17 protein-coding genes and 1 tRNA gene are annotated in these 19,980 nt (G+C 62.8%); 6 read left to right on the forward strand and 12 right to left on the reverse strand.

Annotated elements, in window-relative coordinates; translation table 11 throughout:
- The first annotated feature begins 8 nt into the window (after window positions 1-8).
- Window positions 9-836, forward strand: coding sequence for a 2,3,4,5-tetrahydropyridine-2,6-dicarboxylate N-succinyltransferase (gene dapD / locus HJA_RS10100; RefSeq protein ID WP_035581604.1), 828 nt, complete (start codon window positions 9-11; stop codon window positions 834-836).
- Window positions 837-1,026: 190 nt separating this feature from the next.
- The gene (locus HJA_RS18020) at window positions 1,027-1,602 is read left to right on the forward strand and encodes a DUF6624 domain-containing protein (protein ID WP_051597566.1); all 576 of its coding nucleotides are present in this window, start codon (window positions 1,027-1,029) and stop codon (window positions 1,600-1,602) included.
- A gap of 55 nt (window positions 1,603-1,657) precedes the next feature.
- Here HJA_RS18020 and HJA_RS10110 read toward each other — a convergent pair whose 3' ends face one another.
- From HJA_RS10110 to gluQRS, 7 genes are all read right to left on the reverse strand, one after another.
- The gene (locus HJA_RS10110) at window positions 1,658-3,052 is read right to left on the reverse strand and encodes a S41 family peptidase (RefSeq protein ID WP_081814635.1); all 1,395 of its coding nucleotides are present in this window, start codon (window positions 3,050-3,052) and stop codon (window positions 1,658-1,660) included.
- A gap of 25 nt (window positions 3,053-3,077) precedes the next feature.
- Window positions 3,078-3,704, reverse strand: coding sequence for a TetR/AcrR family transcriptional regulator (locus tag HJA_RS18025; RefSeq protein WP_051597567.1), 627 nt, complete (start codon window positions 3,702-3,704; stop codon window positions 3,078-3,080).
- Between the two features lie 44 nt (window positions 3,705-3,748).
- The gene (locus HJA_RS10120) at window positions 3,749-4,849 is read right to left on the reverse strand and encodes a Zn-dependent alcohol dehydrogenase (protein ID WP_035581609.1); all 1,101 of its coding nucleotides are present in this window, start codon (window positions 4,847-4,849) and stop codon (window positions 3,749-3,751) included.
- Window positions 4,850-4,933: 84 nt separating this feature from the next.
- Window positions 4,934-5,707 (reverse strand): hypothetical protein, encoded by a 774-nt coding sequence (locus HJA_RS10125; RefSeq protein WP_035581611.1) that lies wholly within the window; start codon window positions 5,705-5,707, stop codon window positions 4,934-4,936.
- 7 nt (window positions 5,708-5,714) lie between these two features.
- Window positions 5,715-7,307, reverse strand: coding sequence for an alkaline phosphatase (locus HJA_RS10130; protein WP_035581613.1), 1,593 nt, complete (start codon window positions 7,305-7,307; stop codon window positions 5,715-5,717).
- A 62-nt stretch (window positions 7,308-7,369) separates the two neighbouring features.
- Window positions 7,370-8,275 carry a DMT family transporter gene (locus HJA_RS10135; protein ID WP_035581614.1) on the reverse strand — a complete coding sequence of 302 codons (906 nt, stop codon included), beginning with the start codon at window positions 8,273-8,275 and terminating at the stop codon, window positions 7,370-7,372.
- The gene (gene gluQRS, locus HJA_RS10140; protein WP_035581617.1) at window positions 8,272-9,117 is read right to left on the reverse strand and encodes a tRNA glutamyl-Q(34) synthetase GluQRS; all 846 of its coding nucleotides are present in this window, start codon (window positions 9,115-9,117) and stop codon (window positions 8,272-8,274) included. Before gluQRS ends, HJA_RS10135 begins: the two co-directional genes overlap by 4 nt.
- Window positions 9,118-9,257: 140 nt before the next feature.
- On the opposite strand from gluQRS, the gene HJA_RS10145 reads away from it, so the two are divergent.
- Window positions 9,258-10,325 carry a hypothetical protein gene (locus tag HJA_RS10145; RefSeq protein ID WP_035581620.1) on the forward strand — a complete coding sequence of 356 codons (1,068 nt, stop codon included), beginning with the start codon at window positions 9,258-9,260 and terminating at the stop codon, window positions 10,323-10,325.
- A gap of 12 nt (window positions 10,326-10,337) precedes the next feature.
- Here the strand turns inward: HJA_RS10145 and msrA are convergent, their stop codons facing one another.
- Window positions 10,338-10,988 carry a peptide-methionine (S)-S-oxide reductase MsrA gene (gene msrA / locus HJA_RS10150; protein WP_035581857.1) on the reverse strand — a complete coding sequence of 217 codons (651 nt, stop codon included), beginning with the start codon at window positions 10,986-10,988 and terminating at the stop codon, window positions 10,338-10,340.
- 105 nt (window positions 10,989-11,093) lie between these two features.
- Between msrA and HJA_RS10155 the strand changes: the two genes are divergently transcribed.
- A tRNA-Ser gene (locus HJA_RS10155) sits at window positions 11,094-11,183 on the forward strand.
- Window positions 11,184-11,205: 22 nt separating this feature from the next.
- Here HJA_RS10155 and HJA_RS10160 read toward each other — a convergent pair.
- From HJA_RS10160 to HJA_RS10170, 3 genes are read right to left on the reverse strand one after another with little or no spacing between them, the layout of a single operon-like run.
- A complete protein-coding gene (locus tag HJA_RS10160) occupies window positions 11,206-12,603 on the reverse strand; it encodes an efflux transporter outer membrane subunit (RefSeq protein ID WP_035581624.1) in 1,398 nt (465 codons plus the stop codon).
- Window positions 12,600-15,734, reverse strand: a complete 3,135-nt coding sequence (locus tag HJA_RS10165; RefSeq protein WP_035581627.1) for an efflux RND transporter permease subunit — start codon at window positions 15,732-15,734, stop codon at window positions 12,600-12,602. The genes HJA_RS10160 and HJA_RS10165 overlap by 4 nt, the downstream gene beginning before the upstream one ends.
- A gap of 19 nt (window positions 15,735-15,753) precedes the next feature.
- Entirely contained in the window at window positions 15,754-16,935 is a 1,182-nt protein-coding gene (locus tag HJA_RS10170; RefSeq protein WP_035581630.1) for an efflux RND transporter periplasmic adaptor subunit, read from the reverse strand.
- 119 nt (window positions 16,936-17,054) lie between these two features.
- On the opposite strand from HJA_RS10170, the gene HJA_RS10175 reads away from it, so the two are divergent.
- Window positions 17,055-17,675: a TetR/AcrR family transcriptional regulator gene (locus HJA_RS10175; protein ID WP_035581634.1), complete on the forward strand. Its 621-nt coding sequence runs from the start codon at window positions 17,055-17,057 to the stop codon at window positions 17,673-17,675.
- Window positions 17,676-17,718: 43 nt separating this feature from the next.
- Window positions 17,719-18,924 (forward strand): CaiB/BaiF CoA transferase family protein, encoded by a 1,206-nt coding sequence (locus tag HJA_RS10180; RefSeq protein ID WP_051597568.1) that lies wholly within the window; start codon window positions 17,719-17,721, stop codon window positions 18,922-18,924.
- Window positions 18,925-18,945: 21 nt separating this feature from the next.
- Here HJA_RS10180 and HJA_RS10185 read toward each other — a convergent pair whose 3' ends face one another.
- Window positions 18,946-19,980, reverse strand: coding sequence for a glycerophosphodiester phosphodiesterase family protein (locus HJA_RS10185; RefSeq protein WP_035581637.1), 1,035 nt, complete (start codon window positions 19,978-19,980; stop codon window positions 18,946-18,948).

The raw sequence follows: 19,980 nt of genomic DNA on the forward strand, positions 1-19,980 counted from the left end.
GACAACCCATGACCGAAGCCCTTGCCCGCGTAATCGATTCTGCCTGGGAGGCGCGCGACACGCTCTCCACCGAAACGAAAGGCGAAGTGCGCGATGTCGTGGATGCCGCCATCGACCTGATCGACAAGGGCGAGGCGCGCGTCGCCGAGAAGGGCGCTGACGGGGAATGGGTCGTGCACCAGTGGCTGAAGAAGGCCGTGCTCCTGTCCTTCCGCCTCAACGCCAATGGCATGATCGGCGGTGTGCCGGGCGGCGGCAACTGGTGGGACAAGGTGCCTTCCAAATTTGAAGGCTGGGGCGAGACCGAGTTCAAAGAGGCAGGCTTCCGCGCCGTGCCGCCTTGCGCCGTGCGCCGCGGGGCGTTTGTCGCGCCGAATGCCGTGCTGATGCCGTCTTATGTGAATATCGGCGCCTATGTCGGCGAAGGCACGATGATCGACACCTGGGCCTCTGTCGGCTCCTGTGCGCAGGTCGGCGCGAACTGCCACATCTCCGCCGGCACCGGCATCGGCGGCGTGCTGGAGCCGCTGCAGGCGAACCCGACCATCATCGAGGACAATTGCTTCATCGGCGCGCGCTCCGAAGTCGTCGAAGGCGTGATCGTGGGGGAGGGATCTGTCATCGCCATGGGCGTGTTCATCACCCAGTCCACCAAGATCGTGAACCGCGCGACGGGTGAGATCAGCTATGGCAAAATCCCGCCTTACTCCGTCGTCGTGCCCGGCACGCTGCCGGACAAGAACGGCGGCCCGAGCCTCGCCTGCGCTGTCATCGTGAAAACGGTCGACGCCCAGACGCGCTCCAAGACCGGCGTGAACGAGCTGCTGCGGGACTAGCCGGCGCCCTCGGGTTGCGTTGGCCTGATTGACGCGCTACCTTTGCGAGCAAGGGGGCGCCATGCGAAAAACGTCGATTTTATCCGGGTTCGCCCTTGCGGTGGCAGCGTGCACGAGCACATCTCCCACGCCCCTTCCTGTTCCGGAAGCGGCGTCTGTAAAGCTGCCGGAGAACGCAGAAGCCGCGGCCATGACCGAGAGGTTTGCCAGCCTGATGGAGCGGAAGCTTCCCATGCTGGATCGGCTCGCCGTGATCACGGCACGGGACCAATATGTGCGGAAAGTCCTCATCCCGATGTTTTCGGACGAGGCGCTGGATTCGGAGGTGCGGACTGCTTTTCAGTCTGGTGCCGGTGGATACATCTATCAGGTGGACACCCTCAATACGGCCGAACTCAAGCTCATCCTGCAGGAATATTCCTGGGCGGACATCATCGAAGGCGAGCCGCAATTGTTCACACAGGTCTTCCATGTCGTACAGCATTCGCCGGATGAAGCCTTCCGCGCCGAAGTGCTTGCGGAAATCGGTCCCTATGCAGAGCGCGGGGAGATAGACGGGCAGGAATATGCCCTGATGTACGACCGTGTCGAACTCGCCGCCGGGCGGCAACAGCTTTACGGGTCGCAATTGGAGTGCCTGAACGGGCAGTTTGATGTCCATGACCTGAAGGATCCGGAAGGTGTCGATGCGCGCCGCGCCAGTATGGGCATGCAGCCCTTGCAGGACTATCTGGAGCAGGGGCGCGCTTTGTATGGCCCCTGCTGAATGGGGTTTCGGCACGTAACGAGCTGCTGCGGGACCAGGTGTTTTGCGCCCCTGCTCAGCAGGTGCCGTCTTCAATACAGGCGACCAGCTGTTTCAGTGAGGTGAGGTGGCTGCCGACGAGATCGTGCGTGCCGAACAGCGGCAGGTCGATGTCCGGTGAAATGCCCTTGCCCTCGAACACGTTGCCGTCTGCATCGGCGAAGATCTCGTTCGAGAGTTCAAGGTACCAGCCATTTGGCAGGGGTTTTGCCAGCGGTGTCGAGAAGGCGCCCCGGCTCGTCTGTCCGGCCGTCCTGATCTGGGGAAGCTGCCGCAGCATCATGGCCGTGATCTCACCCCCGGAAACGGTGACGTCGCTGATGATGACATAGACGGGCTTTGTATAGCGCGGCCCATCCTGATACGGATTGATTGTATAGACGGCCTGCGGCGCGCCATCCCATTCGGTTCTGACAGTGTAAGCCGTGAAGGGTGAATCGGTGAACCGGCTGGCAATGGCACGGGTGATGGCGTCATAGCCGCCGCGATTGTTCGACAGGTCGAGGATCAGCGCATCCGTGCCGTCAAATCCGGCAAGCGCCTCATCGAACAGGGCGTGCAGGGCCGCGACCTCCGCTTCCGCCCATTCCGGCGTGCCGGGCTCGTGCCCGGTCGTGAAACCGCCCATGGTGAAGATCTGGATGTACCCGATATGGTCATTGATCGTGCCACGGATGAATCGCTCATTGCCTGTATGGACCGCGCCCTCATCCAGATAGGGCATGAGATTATCGAGAAGTCCGATCAGCCAGGGGCCTTCGCCAATCTCGTCGCGTGCGCGGGGCAGGGTCGTGCCGAGACCAGACTGGATCCGTCTGGTCTCCCCCTCAAGGCTGGCAACCAGCTTGGTGTGGGAGTCCTGAAGCGGTTCCAGAAGACTTGCCAGCAGGTCGAGCAGGTCTGCCTCGCTCATCTCCGGCGACAGGCTGGTGCGTGCGGTTGCGACGTTCTTCTCCCAATCGACGCCGCGCTGGTCGAAGAAGGCATAGTGGCGGCGGAAGACGGATGTGAAGACATCGAAGACGGCTTCGGGGCCGGTGTCGGTCTCTTCACGGCAAGTCTCCGGCAGGGCGCTGATCCGGGTAAAGACGGCATGTCCGTCCGCGGGCAGGTATTCAAACCGGGCCGTGCCATCTGCCTGCGGGGTGAAGTAGCGGTATTCTATCTGCCCCATCATGGTCGGCCCGTCCTGGCGTGTCGGATAGCAGGCGGCGGGCGTTTCCTGCCAGCGGATGATGTCATCGGGCGTGATCTGGAGCAGCCAGCCGGATTCTTCAGACCGCCAGACGCCCTGCGCTTCGGCCAGCATGCCGTTTCCCGTGTCGAGCATCTGCCGGCTGGCGGGTTCGGGCGGCGCATATGTGCCTGCGCAACCAGCTAGACCCAGAAGAAGAATAAGCGTGCGAAACATGTCAGAAGCCTAAAAGTGACCGTGGTCACCTTTTAGGTTTGCCGCTGCCGGAAGGCAACAGGTTTCCTGTTGCGAGCTGTTCGATTGCGCGGAACCTGATTTCCAGATCTTTCAGGATGTTCTGACTCTGCCCGGTCACCACGCATTGCCTCACCGTGCCGGTAAACAGGGTGAGCATCAGGTCGGCAATGGCGGCGCTTCCGGTCCCGGCGGGTAATTCGCCCCGGGCGATGGCGCGCCGGACCTGTGCCTCGAAAGCTTCGTGTGCGATGGCATCATTCTGCGTCTCGACCGCCTGGATGGCCGGCGTTGTCGGCGACAGCAGGGTCTTGGCCTGCCAGAGTTCCGGCGACGCCTCGCAGAGGCTGATGGTCCGCCGGCAGGTTTCCAGTGCGGCATCGGTCAATGTGCCGGCGGTATTCTCCCCCCCGGTGGTTTCGAACGCAGTCGCGATGAGCCGCCTGTACCATTCGGCCAGGATGTCCGCCTTGGACGGAAAGTGATTGAAGAAGGTTCCCTTGGCCACACCTGCGGCCCGGGTGATTTCGGCAACCGTTACGGTGTCGTATCCCTTCTCCTCGAACAGGGCGACCGCTGTCGCATAGAGGGCTTCGAAGACTTCGCGTTTCTTGGTGTCGCGTTTTCCGGCCATGATCCAATCCCTTCTGGCGCGCCAGAAGGGACCGGTTCTACAGCCTAGTCAAACACCACAACCTGCCGGGCCACAGTGCCCTTGTTGTCCTTCAGGTTCTGCAGGGCGCCCGTGATGCCGTCGAGGCCGATGCGGTCTGAGATCATGTCGTCGAGGTGGAGCTTGCCCTGCCGGTAGAGTTCCACCAGGCGCGGGAAGTCGATCCGGAACTGGTTAGAGCCCATGATCGCGCCCTGCAGGCGTTTCTCGGTGACCAGCATTTCGATGCCCGGAATCTCGATGTTCACGCCGGGCGTAATCATGCCGATCAGCGTGGCGACGCCGCGCGGGCGCATCATGTGATAGGCCTGTTCGGCGGTCTGCTTCAGGCCGACGCATTCGAACGCATAGTGCACGCCGCCCTTGGTCAGCTCTTTGACCGCTTCAACGGCATTGACCTTGGACGGATTGACGACGTCGGTCGCCCCGAACCGGACAGCCATCTGCAGCTTCTCGTCCGACAGGTCGACCGCGATGATCCGGCTGGCACCGGCAATCGCCGCGCCATTGATGGCCGACAGGCCGACGCCCCCACAGCCGACCACGGCCACGGTCGATCCGGGCTCCACCTTGGCGGCATGGAACACCGAGCCGACGCCGGTGATCACGCCGCAGCCGATCAGGCAGGCGCGGTCGAGAGGCATGTCCTTGTCGATGGCGCAGAGGGCGTTCTCATGCACCAGGATCTGTTCGGCAAAGGAGGAGAGATTCAGGAACTGCCCGACCTTTTCGCCCTTGATGGAGAGACGCGGCGCCTCGCTCATCTGGCGCTGGAACTGTTCGCGGTTGATCGTGTGGCAGACCGACATGTGGCCGGAGAGGCAGTATTCACACGTGCCGCAGAAAGGGGAGAGGATGGAGATCACATGGTCGCCCGGCTTCACGGCCGAGACCATGGAGCCGACTGCTTCCACGACGCCGGCGCTTTCATGGCCGAGGATGACCGGCGTCTCGACCGGGAAATTGGCATCCCAGAAATGCACGTCGGAATGGCAGACCCCGACGGCTTTCAGCCGGACGAGGACTTCCCGCGGACCGGGCTTGTCGATCGTGACCTCTTCAATCGACAGCGGCTTGTTCGGCTCCCGCATCACAGCAGCTTTCATGGCGTTTCCTCCTGATCTTTATGTTTTGCCCGAGGATGACCCTGAAAACCGGTCTTGGCGAGACCTGCCGCTAGGGGAGGTTGATCAGGAAAGGGAAGACCGGGTCAGGGCATGCCAGGGCGCGGTGAGCGTCCTGCGGCCCGCTTCCGGCAAAAGATCCGGCGCACCAAGCGCCATGGCCGCTTCGAGCAGGCAGAGCGAGGCCGTGTACCAGGGTTCGGCCAGGTGCATGTCGGGATCGTCTTCGTCCGGTCCATCCGTCGTGTACCAGGCCATGTCGCCAAATAGCCGGATGGCATTGTCGCAGACACTGTTGAAGATCGCTGCCAGCCCCCGGCCGATCGGGGAGACGGGCGTGCCGCCGGCCCCGATGATGCCTTCCCAGTCCTCGAACACGCGCTTGTCGTCCGGCAGGTCTTTCCAGTTCAGCCATGCGCGGGAATAGAGCTGTCCGGCTTCCGGGGCGCGATGCTCAGACAGGGTCTGGGCGTCTTCACGGCTCAGCCGGGCAGCGCGATCGAGGATCCAGACGACGGCCTCGCCATGAGGCCCGAAACATTCGGCTGGCGGCACCTGTCTCAGGATGCGGACGGCAACGGCCCGTGTGTAGTCGCCAGTATGGTTCTGCGGAGAGATGGCATCCACCACCTCGGCTTCCCAGAAGGTTCCCGGCCAGCTCGTGATCAGCACGCCGGCCAGCGAATGCTCCACCACGATCCAGGGTGCATCGCGGGTTTCGTTGCGGATCACATCCCCCTTCACGGCCCCGGCGAAACGCAGGTCCCGGCGTTCATCAGCCACATAGATGAAGCCGGTCTGCCTTTTCCGCCCAAGGCCGCGGAGCGGGTTTGAGACCATGGAAGGCCTATTCGGGCTCCGGCCCGGCAACCAGCCCGCTGGCCCGGCCCATGACCTGGAAGATCTCGTTCTGCTCCATGACGCCGGAGATGAGTTCCGATCCGGGGCCCGAGGCGAAGATGGCCACATCGTCGCCGCCATGGGTCTCAGACCACATCGGGTAAAGCGATTGCTGGAGGAAGTCCTTGTCGGTCGTGTCGACGCCGGTCAGGTCCTTGCGGATGCAGTCGAAGCCGTCTTCGGTCGGCGTGCAGGCGCCGGGGCCGTTCATATAACCGAGCGTCGTATAGGGCTTGCCGTCGAGGGCCTTGGACGGCTTGCCGTCGATCGACATGGAAGACAGGCCGAGGATCGGGTTGCCGCGCCGGGCATAGCCCGAAATGGTCAGCGTGTGGGAATGGTCTGCGGTGACGATGATCAGCGTATCGTCCGAATTGGTCATCTCCAGCGCAGCCTTGATCGCCTGGTCGAACTGGTCGGCCTCTTCCAGCGCGCGGGCGGCATTGCCGGCATGATGGGCGTGGTCGATGCGGCCGCCTTCGACGAGCAGCACAAAGCCATCCGGATCCTGCGACAGGCGGGTGATCGCCGCGCGGGTCATTTCCACAATGGAGGGTTCGCCGGCCGGGTCTTCGGCGCGGTCGAGCTCATAGTCCATGTGGGAAGGCTCGAAGAGCGCGAGCACCTTGTCTTCGCTGGTAAAGTCCTGCGCGTCGAAGCCTTCGCGGTCGATGATGTATGTGTGGTCCGGGCGCGCGGTCCAGTCTGCGATCAGGTCGCGCTGGTCTTTCCGGTCGCTGGTCTTGCCCGGATATTCCGGGTCTTCCGCACCGCCTTTCAGGAAGGCAGAGCGGCCGCCGCCCATGGCGACTTCAAACCCGTCCCCGGCAGGCCAGTCGATGAACTGGGTGGCGATGTCCGGGCAGGAGTCTGCTCCCGGACCGCCGGAACCGACATAGGCTTCCCAGTCGCGGTTCGGTGTCTTCGAATAGGTGGCGCCGGGGGTGGCGTGGGTCAGGCGGGCCGTGGTGATGACGCCTGTTGCAAGCCCGGCCGCTTCCGCGATCTCGAAAATCGTGTCGGTCGTGTTGCCCTCGACGCTGGCGCAATTGTCGTAGGACGCATCGCCCGTGATGCCGAGCGTCCGGGAATTCGTTTTCACGCCGCTCATCATGGCCGTGGCGGTGGAGGCGGAGTCCGCGATCTGGGCGTCATGGCTATAGGTTTTGGACAGGGCGGAATAGGGCAGCTGGTCCATGGTCAGCTTGTAGGACTCACCGTCCACACCGCGTTTCTGCCCGGCATAGATACGGGTTGCCGTGACCGTTGGAATGCTCATGCCGTCGCCGACAAAGAGGATGACATTCTTGGCCGGGCGCAGGCCGCGCGCCGCGATCCTGGCATCGATCGCTGCCTGCGCGTTGAGATAATAGTCGTTATCCGCCTGACGGGGCACGGCAGGCTCACGGTCCAGCGTGGCAATCGGGGAGGCAACCGGTTCTGCCACGGCCGCGTCGGCGGGTTCGGTCGCTGCCGGTGTTGCCGCACACCCCGCAAGGACGAGAGCGATCAGGGGCAGGGCGGTGAGAGTCTTGCGCATAGGGGCCTCCGGTAGATTCGACTTGTCTGCGTCGTAAGGTGTTTGTGTGACGGTTTTCCTCGTCAGTCGACTGCAACGCGCGGTTTCCGGCCGCGTTGGGCCAGCCAGACGGCAAACAGGATGACCACGCCGCCCATTGCCTGAAGGACGGTCAGGGATTCTCCAAACAGGCGCCAGGAAACAGCGGCGGCCACTACGGGCTGGACCAGGACCAGAAGGCCCGCAACCGCTGCAGACGTCCGGCCGAGCCCGGTGACGATCAGGGCCTGTCCGGCGATCTGGGACACCAGCGCCAGGAAGATCGGCACCTGAAAGCCGGCCGCGGTTTTCGGCACAAAGGTTTCGCCCGTCGCCAGCACGATGCCGGCGGCAACGATCACTTCCACAAAGGTCAGCCAGAAAATGGCTTCGATGCCGCCAATCGTCCGGCGGGCAATGTTGGAGCAGAGCATGTAGCCGCTGACGAGAAAGGCGGCGGCCACCGCGAACAGGTCACCATGAATATTGCCTTTGCCGCTTTCTCCGCCGCCGAGCGACAGGGCGGCTGCGCCAAGAATGGCGAGGGCGGCGGCAACGAACCAGAAGGCATGCGGGCGCTGTTTGAGGAAAAACCAGGCGCCGAACCCGACCAGCACATTGCCAAGGTTCACGATAAAGGTCGCATTGGACACGGTCGTCAGCGTCAGGGCGTGGTGCCAGAGGGCGATGTCGAGCGTGAAGAATGTCCCGGCCATCAGGATGAAACGGTTCGGCAGGCGGGGCGCGCGACGCTCGATCAGGAAGACCAGGGCCAGCAGCAGCGGCAGGGCGAAGACATAGCGCCAGAAGGCAATGGCCTGCGGGCCAAGCTCGTCCAGGCCGAAGCGAAGGCCGATCGGGGCGAAGCCGATGCCGACGCCGCCTGCCAGAACCATCAGCGGCCCCGTCCAGGAACGCGGCGTGGGCGGGGAGGCGGGTATGGCTGTCATGAGAGGCCTGTCATCCGGCGAAGGTCGTCCGGCGTCTTGCCTTCATCACGCCAGGCGCGCAATCCCCTGTCGCCAGCCCGCTTGGACAGTTTCTTTCCATCAGGCCCCAGTATGAGCGGATGGAACCGGTAGACAGGCTGCGGCCAGTCCATCAGCGCCTGCAGCAGCGCATGAACGGAGGTCATCTCGCGTATGTCCTCACCGCGGATGACATGCGTCACACCCTGAAGCGCATCGTCATGGCAGCAGGCGAGATGATAGGAGGCCGGGGTTTCCTTGCGCCCCAGCACCACGTCGCCGAAGGGGGCCGGGTCTGCCGCCACCCGGCGCGGCGTCCCGTCACTCTCGTCGATATAGCCAAGCTGCTCATAGCGGGGGCCCAGTGCATCGCGAGCGGCGGCCAGCGACAGGCGCCAGGCAAAGGCCTCGCCCCGGGCAAGGCGCTTTTCCTCCTCGCTCGCCGGCAGGGGGCGCCCCGTAAAGCCCCATTCGTCCGGCCTGGCACCCGCTGGCATGGCGGCAGCGATCTCACGGCGTGTGCGAAAGCATCGGTAGACAAGCCCGCGCATCCGCAAGTCCGTTATAGTCGCCTCATAGTCATCGAAATGATCGGACTGGCGCCTGACAGGTCCGTCCCAGTCCAGGCCCAGCCAGCGCAAGTCCTCAAGGATTGCCGCTTCATATTCCGGCCGGCAGCGCGTCTGGTCGATGTCCTCTATCCGCAACAGGACCCGGCCGTTCGCGGCCCGGGCAGCATCCCAGACATGGAATGCCGAACAGGCATGGCCAAGGTGCAGATAACCGGTGGGCGAGGGCGCAAACCGGGTGACGAATTCCGACATGCCGCCCGTTAGCCTCCCGCCAATCCCGCTGTGCCACCCCGCCATGCTGTCCGATGGGGCTTGCCTGCGTCAACAGCGTTTCCCTGTTGCAAGCGCGGCTCAGGAACCGTATCGCCAAAGGGCTTGAGAGGTCCAATTTTATGCCTGTGACGGACTGGCTGACATCGGCAGAAGCCTGGGCGGGTGCCCATGTGCGGGAAACCCAGTATCTCGCAGCGCTCGGTGTTGTCCTCGGGCTCCTTTTTGGCGGCTTTCTGATTGTCCTGGCGGCCCGTTTCTGCGTGCGCATCGTTCGCCGGCTCGGCGACGTGATGGCGGCCCGCGCGCTGCGTACGGACAAGACACCAGGCTACAGGATCGTGCTGGCAAAGCCTGTGGGGCGCAAGCGCGGTGCAACGCTGAAATGGCTGCAGGCTGCACTGACAGACCATCTTTCCGCATTCAATTTCGGTGCGCCCTTCCGGATCATGCGCATGAGTCCGTTGCTCGGCGGGCTCGCGCCCCGGACGGTCGAACGCGCGCGCCGGCGCATGGCTGCGTCCGATGCGGACCTTTTTGTCTGGGGTGAACGCCGGGGCCGGAAAGAGGATGGCCTTGTGCTTCACGGTCTGACCCGTGGCGGTGGCCTGACAGCTGCCGAAGCGCGGCTGTTCACCCTGCGCTTGCCGGCCCGCGAAACGTCGATGGAAGGGGCAATGCCGAAGATCGCCGCCTTCCTGCTGGCCAAGAAGCTGCAGCCGGGACTCGGCAATCCGCAATCCTTCCGTCCGGAGAAAATCAGCCTGCTGGCCGAAGCCCTGTCAGCCATGCTGGACCATGAAGGCCCCATGCCGGTGGCGGTCCGTAATGAAGTGGAAGGCGATTTCTGCGCCTCGGCTGTGCACGTGGCGGAGGAGGCAGGGGATCTGGCAGGTCTCGACCGGGTGATCGCCCTGCGGCGTGAACATCTGACAGAAGGTGCAGTTCAGGCCGATCCGGAGCGCGCCATACAGGCCCGGATGGACATTGGCCGGGCGCTGCTGGCGCGGGCGGCGAAGAAATACGAGCCGGAGCTTGTCCGCGAAGCGATCGGTTACCTGTCCCAGGTGGTCGAAGCCCTGCGGGCCGATCCGTCGATCATGCGCGCGCAAGCCGCCTCCGACGCCATGTTCAAGGCGCAGAGCCTGATGGAGACCCGCAAACGCTTCGCGGTGAATTTCGGGACCTAGACGGGCCGAGCCTCAGACGGACAGGCCGACCGGGCAGGACACGCCCGTGCCGCCAATGCCGCAATAACCGGCCGGATTCTTGGCGAGATATTGCTGGTGATAATCCTCAGCAAAATAGATCTCGCCGAGCGGGGCCACCTCAGTCGTGATTTTTCCGGCATGACCGGCCTCGGCGAGGGAGGTCTCATAGGCCGCAATCATCCGCCGGGCGGCGTCTGCCTGCGCGTCGCTGGTTGTGTAGACTGCGGAGCGGTATTGCGTGCCGACATCATTGCCCTGGCGCATGCCCTGGGTCGGGTCGTGATTTTCCAGGAAAACCTTCATCAGACCCTCGAATGAGATGACTGCCGGGTCAAAGATCACGTCGACGACTTCGGTATGCCCTGTCTGGCCGGTGCAGACTTCCTCATAAGTCGGGTTGGGCGTGTATCCGCCCGCATAACCGACCCGGGTCAGCCAGACGCCATCCTGCTCCCAGAATTTGCGCTCCGCGCCCCAGAAACAGCCGAGTCCGAACACAGCGCGCTCAAACCCGGCCGGTGTTTCGGCCAGAAGGCCGCGTCCGTTTACAAAATGGGTATCGGCAGTCGGAATCGGATGCGGCCGGCCCTTCAGCGCGGTTTCCGGCGTCGGCATCGCAGCAGGTTTACGGGTGAACAGCATGGCGGCCTCCTTCAGCTGTTCTTTCATATGGGACGTTGCTGTTGCAACGGCAATCACAGTCTTGCGAGGTTCGTCTCCATAAGTTAGAGCGTCCGCTGCTGGATTGGTGAGGTGGCCGAGTGGTCGAAGGCGCACGCCTGGAAAGTGTGTAGGCTAGCAATAGTCTCCAGGGTTCGAATCCCTGTCTCACCGCCAGCCAGCAGTTTTCCTTTCCGCCTTATTCCTCGCTCCAGGTGCCGAGTGCCTTGTAGAGCGCGATACTGTTCAGATTGTTGTCCAGGCTCGCTAGAATCCACTGCTGCTGGGCGTTGTAATATTCCCGCTGCGCATCAAGGACGGTCAGATAGCCATCGAGGCCGGATTTGAACCGTTCGCCGGAGAGTTCGAACGTTACCTGGGTGTCTTCGGTCAGTTGCGCCAGCGCACTGAGGCGGCGGTCAATCGTATCGGAGATGGCGGCGGCATCGGCCACTTCGCGGAAAGCCTGCTGGATTGTGCCCTGATAGGCTGCCAGCGCTGCATCCGCCTCCGCTTTCGCCGCATCCAGATTCCCGCGGCGGCGGTCAAAATCGAAAATGGGCAGGTCGATGGCAGGCGCGAAGGTCCAGCCGCTGGTGCCATTCCCATTGAAGAGGTCATCCAGCGATCCACTGGCCACGCCGACCCCGCCGCTCAGCGAGATGCTGGGGAAGTAAGCGGCCCGTGCGGCGCCGATATTTGCATTCGACGCGCGCAGCCGCGCTTCAGCGGCCCGCACATCCGGCCGGTCCAGCAGGACGAGAGACGACTGGCCGACCGGCAGGTTGAGCTCCACCGGGGCAGGGAAGAGGCTTGCCTGCTCCAGCAGTCCGGCTGGCACGGGGGCGCCCACGAGCAATTGGAGGGCGTTCTTGTCCCGCCGGACGGCCGCTTCGAATTCGGCCGCCTGGGCCTGCGCCTGCGCGACAGAGGCGGATGCCCGGCGGACATCCAGTTCGCTGGCCGTTCCGGCGGCGAACAATTCCCGTGTCAGGTCGAGGCTTTCCGTCTGGCTTTCCGCTGTCCGGTTCGCGAGCTTAAGAAGCTCGTAATCGGCGGCGAGCTGCATCCAGGTTTCAGCCACGGTGCCGGCAAGGGAGATCTTTGCGGCGCGCTGGCCTTCCTCGGTGGCGAGATAGGTCTGCAGCGCCGCATCGTTCAGATTGCGGATACGGCCAAAGAAATCGAGTTCCCAGGCCGACACGCCGATCTGGGCGTAGGTGCTGTCCGCGAAACGGGCCGCGCTGGCGCTGCCCTCGTCGAAGGTTCCGCCGTCCTGAATTGTCGCGCTGGCGCCGAGTGCGGGCCAGAGCGCCGACCGGGAGACGCGCAAGTTTGCCCGCGCCGCCCTGACGTTCGCCGCGGTGACACGCAGGTCGCGGTTTTCTTCCAGGGCCATGCCGATCACCTGTTTCAGGGCGGGGGAGGTGACCACGTCGTCCCAGAGGAGGGGCTGGACGGTTTCCGTTTCCGCCTGGCTGACCGGGAGGTCTGCCGGAACGGGCAGCGCGCCGGGCTGATAGTCCGGGGCGAGATTTACGCATCCGGCCAGCATCAGTGTGCCGAATGCGCTTGCGAAAAGGGCTTTGGAGTTCATGCGGATGCCTCTGCATGTTTGTCTGGGCCGGAGAAGCGATTGGTCAGCTTCCGGATGATGACATAAAAGATGGGGGCGAAAAGCAGGCTGAACGTCATGGCCGCGATCACGCCGCCGAGAACGATGATGCCGATTGCATTCCGTCCGGCTGCACCTGCGCCCGTGCTGAGGGCCAATGGCAGGACGCCAAAGCCGAAGGCGAAGGACGTCATCAGGACCGGACGGATCCTCATGCGGACGGCTTCAATCGCCGCAGCGACCAGTTCCTTGCCCTGGTCTTCCAGACCCCTGGCGAACTCGATGATGAGGATGGCGTTTTTCGAGGCCAGACCGACCGTGGTCAGCAGGCCAACCTGGAAGAATACGTCATTCGACAATCCGGCAAGATTTGCGCCGGCGACGGCACCGGCAACACCGAGCGGCGCGACGAGCAGGACCGAGATTGGAACCGTCCAGCTTTCATAAAGGGCTGCAAGACAGAGGAAGACGAACAGGATCGAGATGCCATAGAGCGCCATGGCCTGATTTCCGGATTCGCGTTCCTGACGGCTGAGGCCGCTCCACGAATAGCCGATACCATCGGGCAGTTTCGAGATCAGCTCCTCCATGGCGAGCATGGCGACGCCGGAGCTCTGGCCGGGGGCGGCGGAGCCTTGAATGTTGAAGGCCGGTACACCGTCGAAGCGCTGCAGCTGGGGCGGGCCATAGGTCCAGTTCGTGCTGGCGATTTCATCCAGCGGCGCCATCTGGCCGGTGTTCGTCCGAACGAACCAGTCGCCGACATCGTCGGGCTGCATCCTGTCTTCGGCTGCGCCCTGAACGTAGACGCGTTTGATCCGGCCACGGTCGATGAAGTCATTTACATAGGTTCCGCCGAACGCGACGGACAGGAGGCTGGTGGCGTCGCCTACGGATACGCCCAGCGCCTGCGCTTTCTGATAGTCGAGGTCGATATTGAACTGCGGACCGTCTTCCAGCCCGTTCGGGCGGACACCGGCCAGACGCGGATCCTGGCCCGCCATTCCCAGCAGCTGGTTGCGGATGTTCATGAACTCTTCGTGCGTGTAGTTGCCGTCATTCTGCAAAAACAGGTCGAAGCCGCTCGAATTGCCGAGTTCGCGGATGGCCGGTGGTGAAATTGCGAAAACGCGGGCTTCGTCGATCTGGGAGAGGGCCCCCATAGCGCGGCCGACAATGGCCTGAACCGAATTTTCCTTGCCGGGACGTTCGGACCAGTCCTTCAGGGAGGCAAAGGCGATGCCGTTGTTCTGACCCTGACCGGCGAAGCTGAAGCCGGCCAGCGAAAAGATGCCTTTGACGTTGGACCCTTCACTTGTCTGGTAATAGTCAACGACGCCGTCCATGACTTCTGCCGTGCGTTCGAGACTCGCATTCGCAGGCAGCTGCGCCAGTGTGAAGTAGTTGCCCTGGTCTTCGTCTGGCAGGAATGATGCCGGCATCCGGGTGAAGGCGAACCCCGTCAGTGTCAGGATCAGTACGAAACCTGCCATCATGATGCCCTTGCGGCGCAGCGCGCGCGACACCACGGCTTCATAGCCTGCCGTGAGCTTCCCGAATCCGTTGTTGAAAATCCTCGCGGGTGCCCCGAGCAGCGGGTGGGCCGTGCCATGGCTGGGCTTGAGCAGCGTCGCGCACAGGGCAGGGGAGAGGATGATGGCGACAATCACGGACAGCGTCATTGCCGAGACAATCGTGACCGAGAACTGGCGGTAGATGACACCGGCGGAGCCGGGGAAGAAGGCCATCGGAATGAAGACGGCCGACAGAACCACGGCAATCCCGACCAGTGCGCCGATGATTTGTTCCATGGACCGGATCGTGGCCTCGCGCGGGGGGAGCTTCTCTTCCGACATCACACGTTCAACGTTCTCGACGACAACGATGGCGTCATCGACGAGCAGGCCGATGGCGAGCACCATGGCGAACATGGTCAGCGTGTTGATCGACATGCCCATGATCAACAGGACAGCAAATGTCCCCAGCAGGACGACCGGCACAGCGATCAGAGGGATGAAAGAGGCACGGAAGCTCTGCAGGAAAATAAAGATGACGATGAAGACCAGGCCGATGGCTTCGAACAGGGTCTTCTGCACTTCGTGGATAGAGGTTTCGATGAACGGCGTGGAATCGACCGGAAAGGCATAGGTCATGTCTTCGGGGAAATTGTGCGACATTTCCTCAACCGCGACTTTCACCCGCTCTGCTGTGTCCAGCGCATTGGCGCCGGTGGCCAGGGACACGGCAAAGCCGGTTGCCGGATAGCCGTTGAATTTCGAGACGAAGGCATAGTTTTCGGCACCGAGTTCAACCGTCGCGACGTCGCCGAGGCGGACAGAGCCGCCCTCGGTCGTTGTGCGAAGCAGGAGGTTCCGGAACTGCTCAGGCGTGGAGAGAAGCGACTGCAGGGTAATGGTGACGTTGATTTCCTGCCCTTCGACGGAGGGTGCCCCGCCGAGCGCGCCGGACGAAATCTGCGCGTTCTGCTCCCGGATCGCCTGAACGATGTCACTCGGCATGAGGTTGTACTCGACGAGCTTTTCCGGCTTCAGCCACACCCGTATGGCATAAGGGGAGCCGAAAGCCGTGACGCTGCCGACGCCATCAAGACGGCTGATCGTGTCATACATGTTTGAGCGGACATAGTCGCCGAGGTCGGTCTGGTCATATGTTCCGTTCGGGGAATAAAGGGAGGTGATCAGAAGGAAACCGGTGCTGGCCTTGCTGACGGTCACGCCCTGACGCTGAACCTGTTCAGGCAGGAAGGGCGTCGCGAGGGACAGTTTGTTCTGAACCTGGACCTGAGCGATGTCCGGATCGGTTCCCGGCCGGAAGGCCAGCGTGATGGAGGCGGACCCGTTGGAACTGGATGTGGAGTTGACGTAATCGAGCCCGTCCAGTCCGGTCATCTGTTGCTCGATAATCTGCGTCACGGAGTTTTCAACAGCCTGCGCAGATGCGCCGGGATAATTGGCCGTGACACTGATCGTTGTGGGTGCAACGTCCGGGTATTGCGCGACCGGCAGGGTACGCAGGGCGAGGACGCCTGCGAGCATGATAAGGATCGCAATCACCCAGGCGAAGACCGGGCGGTCGATAAAGAACTTTGCCATCAGACTAACCTGCGTGTGCTTATTTCGATCCGCCGCGCGTATCCTGCGCTGCCGATGTCTGTTCGTTGGCGGGTTGAGGCTGAACCGTCATGCCGTCGCGGATTGACTGCAGGTTGGCCGTTGCGACCTGCTCGCCGCCTTTCAGTCCGTTCAGGACGGTCCAGGTATTGTCGGCGTTTTGCTCGACAGTGATGATGCGCTGCCGGACAATGCCATCCTCTCCCACCACCATGACGGAGGCCTCTCCCGTCGGGGTCCGCGAGACCACAGATTGGGGCAGGGTCGCGACATTCTCGTAGTAACCGGCGACAAATTTCGCCCGGACGAACATGCCGGGCAGGATCAGGTCGTCGGGATTCGGAACAACCACACGAACGGCAACAGTGCCGGCGCTTTCCTCGACATTCACTTCGCTGAATTCCAGGTCACCCGCCAGCGGATAAGGGGTGCCGTCGGCCAGAATAATGTCGACCGGGATCGTGTTCTGCTCAGTTGTCGCAATCTCGCCCTCGGCGATTTGCTGACGCCAGCTCAGGATCCGGGCGCTGGAAACGGTCAGGTCGACATAGATCGGGTCTGTCTGCAATACGCGTGCAAGCGGCGCGGTCTGGTTCTGCGTCACCAGTGCGCCCTGCGTCACGGAGGAGCGGCCAATCCGGCCTTCGATCGGGGAGGAGATCTTTGTGCGGGCAAGGTCGATCCTGGCCCGGTCAAGCGCCGCCTTCTGGATGCCGATGTCGGCTTCTGCCTGTCTGGCGGAGGCGACGGCCTGGTCATACTCCTGCTGGCTGACGGCATTGATGCCGGCGAGGCGCTCAAAGCGGGCAGCCGTTTCCTTTGCCACAGACGCGGTTGCTTCCGCGCGGGCGAGGGCCGCTTCGGCGCTGCGAACCGCCGCGGCATACTCTGCTGCGTCGATCTGATAGAGCGCCTGACCCTTCCTGACGGTGTCACCCTCCTTGAACAGGCGCTCGCTGATGATGCCGGTAACCTGCGGACGGATCTCCGCTTCGGCATAGGCGCGGGCACGTCCTGACAATTCGATGACATTGGGAACGTCCGTCAGGCGGACAGTCATGGTCTGCACGACAGGGGCGGGCGGGGCGGCAGGTTGCTGGCTGGCCGTCTCGGCACCGCATGCTGCGAGCAGCAGGGTCGAGGCGAGCAGAAATGCGGGCAGGCTCTTCTTCGCGGTCTGCATGAAACGGTCCTTGACGGCAGATTGGGAGGAGGGCTATCAAAATAGAATGAATGCTCTATCTAATGACGCACTGCACAAAGTCAAGATTGAGATGTTTAACGAGGGGGAAGGAAAAGCAGATGGGTGAACTGCCCGTGTCGAAAACGGTTGCCAAACGCGAAGCGAGGATCGCAGAAATCCTGGCCTGCGCAGAAAAACACTTTTCTATCAAAGGCTTCCACGGCGCCGGAATATCCGGAATCGCTGCGGATTGCGGGATCAGCGTGGGGCATCTCTACCATTATTTCGGCAGTAAAGATGAACTGATCCAGGCTGTCGTGAAACTGGAAATGCGCCGTCAGGACGAGAGTATTGCCGCCTTTGAAAACCTGTCGCCCGAAAATCTGAGAATAGAAATGGCGGAACTGACCAATGCCATCTTCTCGACTGACGAGGAGCCCTTCCGGACAGTCCTGAACTTTGAAATCCTGGCGGAGGCCCAGAGGAACCCCGATGTTGCCGAGATCCTCCAGCAACAGGACAAGCAGATGCGCCTGCGCTTTGTCTCCATTCTCCGCCGGGCGGGAATTGACGATCCCGAAACCCGCACAGAACTGATCTTCACCATTTTCTCCGGCCTGTCGGCGCGTGCCCTGCGCCACCCGCAGCAGGAACGGGCAGCTCTGCTTGAGGTGATCAAGGACGTCATCCTGAAAATACTGGGAGACAAGCCGGTGACGTCCGGCGCAGCATGCGCCTGAGCGAGGGCGAGAGCGTCGGACAGGCAGGCTAGCGGAGGGTAAAATGGAAAAGACAATGGAAACGGCGCAGGGGCCGCTCGCGGGGCTTCGCGTGCTGGAACTCGGCCAGCTGATTGCGGGGCCATTCTGCGCGCAGCTCTTCGGCGACATGGGCGCCGATGTCATCAAGGTCGAGGCGCCGGGGCAGGGCGATCCGATGCGCACCTGGGGGCGGACAGGCTATCCGCTGCTCTGGTCTGTCTGCGCGCGCAACAAGCGCTGCATCACGGCAAACCTGCGCGAGAAGGAAGGCCAGGACATCGTCCGGCAATTGGTCCGTCAGGCAGATTTCGTCGTCGAGAATTTCCGCCCGGGCACGATGGAAAAGTGGGGGCTCGGCTACGAGGATCTCAAAAAGGAAAACCCCGCGATCATCATGATCCGTATTTCCGGATACGGGCAAACGGGGCCCTATTCGAAGCGCCCCGGTTACGCGTCTGTCGGAGAAGCCATGGGCGGCGTGCGCTACCTGATGGGTGAACCGGACCGGAAGCCGTCACGCGCCGGCATTTCCCTCGGTGACACGCTGGCCGGCACGTTTGCAACCATGGGCGCACTGGCGGCGCTGCATCACCGGGAGAAGACCGGGGAAGGCCAGGTGGTCGATGCCGCGATCTATGAATCCATTCTGGCGATCACCGAATCCCTGGTGCCTGAGTACACGGTCGAGAATTACACGCGCGAACGGTCCGGCTCTTACCTTCCGGCCATTGCGCCGTCGAACATCTATGACTGTTCAGACGGCATGGTCATTCTCGCGGCCAATCAGAACACGGTCTTTACGCGGCTGTGCGAGGCGATGGGGCGGCCCGGGCTGAAAGACGATCCGCGCTATGCAACCCATGTTGCGCGGGGCGAGAACCAGGCCGAGCTGGACAATCTGATCAATGACTGGACCCGAACCCGCACCATCGACGAGGTCGAGGCGGTCATGATCGAGCATGCCGTCCCGGTCGGGAAGGTCTATCGCGCCCGGGACATGCTGGATGATCCGCATTATGTCGCGCGCGAAGCTCTGGTCGATCTGCCAAGTGAGCGCTGGGGCACGATCAAGATGCAGAACGCTTTCCCGAAGCTTTCGGCCACGCCGGGATCCGTGCGCTGGAGCGGGCCGGAGAGGCTCGGTGAGCATACCGAACAGGTCCTGACGGACCTTCTCGATCTGACACCGGAGCAGATCGGGAAATTGCGCAGCAGCGGCATTGTCTAGGCGCTGGCCCGGTGGGCGGCCTTAGTCGCCCACTTGCCCGCGCACCTCTACGGCCGTCGCCGGGAAGTCAGCCCAGATCCCGTCCACGCCGGCGTCAAACAGGGCTTTCAGCTCTGCGTGGCTGTCGGTGAAAGGCGCGTCCGGGCGGTCGTCCCGCACCGTATAGACGTGGACCAGTAGCCCGGCCTTGTGCGCGCGGTCGACGAAGTCCGTCGGCTGACCGTCTTCGTCGAGCACATAGGAGACATCCGCGCCGACGCCGTCGGTCGGCATGGTCTCCAGATCATAGCTCAGTCCCATCATGGCGGCATAGGGCGCGCCGACCATGTTCTGGATCAGCGGCAGGTCGCTCTTCTCTGCAATCTCGGCCAGGAAGGGCGGCTCGAAGCACTGGATATAGACCGGGATGCCGGCTTCTTTCAGGCCCTTGGCTTTCATCGCATCCAGAATCGGATCGGCGAGGCCCTTGCCGATGGATGTGTAATGGCTCGGCCACTTGGCTTCGACATGCAGGCCGACAATGTTGCCTTTTTCCGCTTCGGCGAGGACGAGGTCCATGATTTCGTCGAAGGTCACGATGTCCAGCGTGTCATTGTACTGCATCGGGCGGCCGTCGAATTGCTGGCGTGCCTTCAGGGTCTGGATCTCGGCGAAGGTGAAGTCGTCGGCCCACCAGTCTTCGTGTTCGCCCAGGGGCGTCTGGCGTTTCACCTTGCGGTCGGCGAATTCCGGATGGTCGGCAATGTCGGTGGTCGCGGACAGGTAGAGGTCATGCCGGGCAATCAGGACGCCGTCGGAAGTCATGACAAGGTCCGGTTCGATAAAGTCGGCGCCCTGTTCGATGGCCGTCTTGTAGGCCATGATCGTGTGTTCGGGGTAGAGGCCGCTGGCGCCCCGGTGAGCGATCACGATTGGCTGCTCGCCCGTCAGCGTGTTCCATGCGGTGGCGGCGGGTTCTGTGGCGGCGGAAGTCTCCACCGGGCCTGATTGGGGCGCGGGCGCGCTGGTACAGGCGGCAGCCAGGACGAGAGCGGAAGCGGCGATCAGTCGTTTCAT

The organism is Hyphomonas jannaschiana VP2 (assembly GCF_000685215.1).
Classification (GTDB): domain Bacteria; phylum Pseudomonadota; class Alphaproteobacteria; order Caulobacterales; family Hyphomonadaceae; genus Hyphomonas; species Hyphomonas jannaschiana.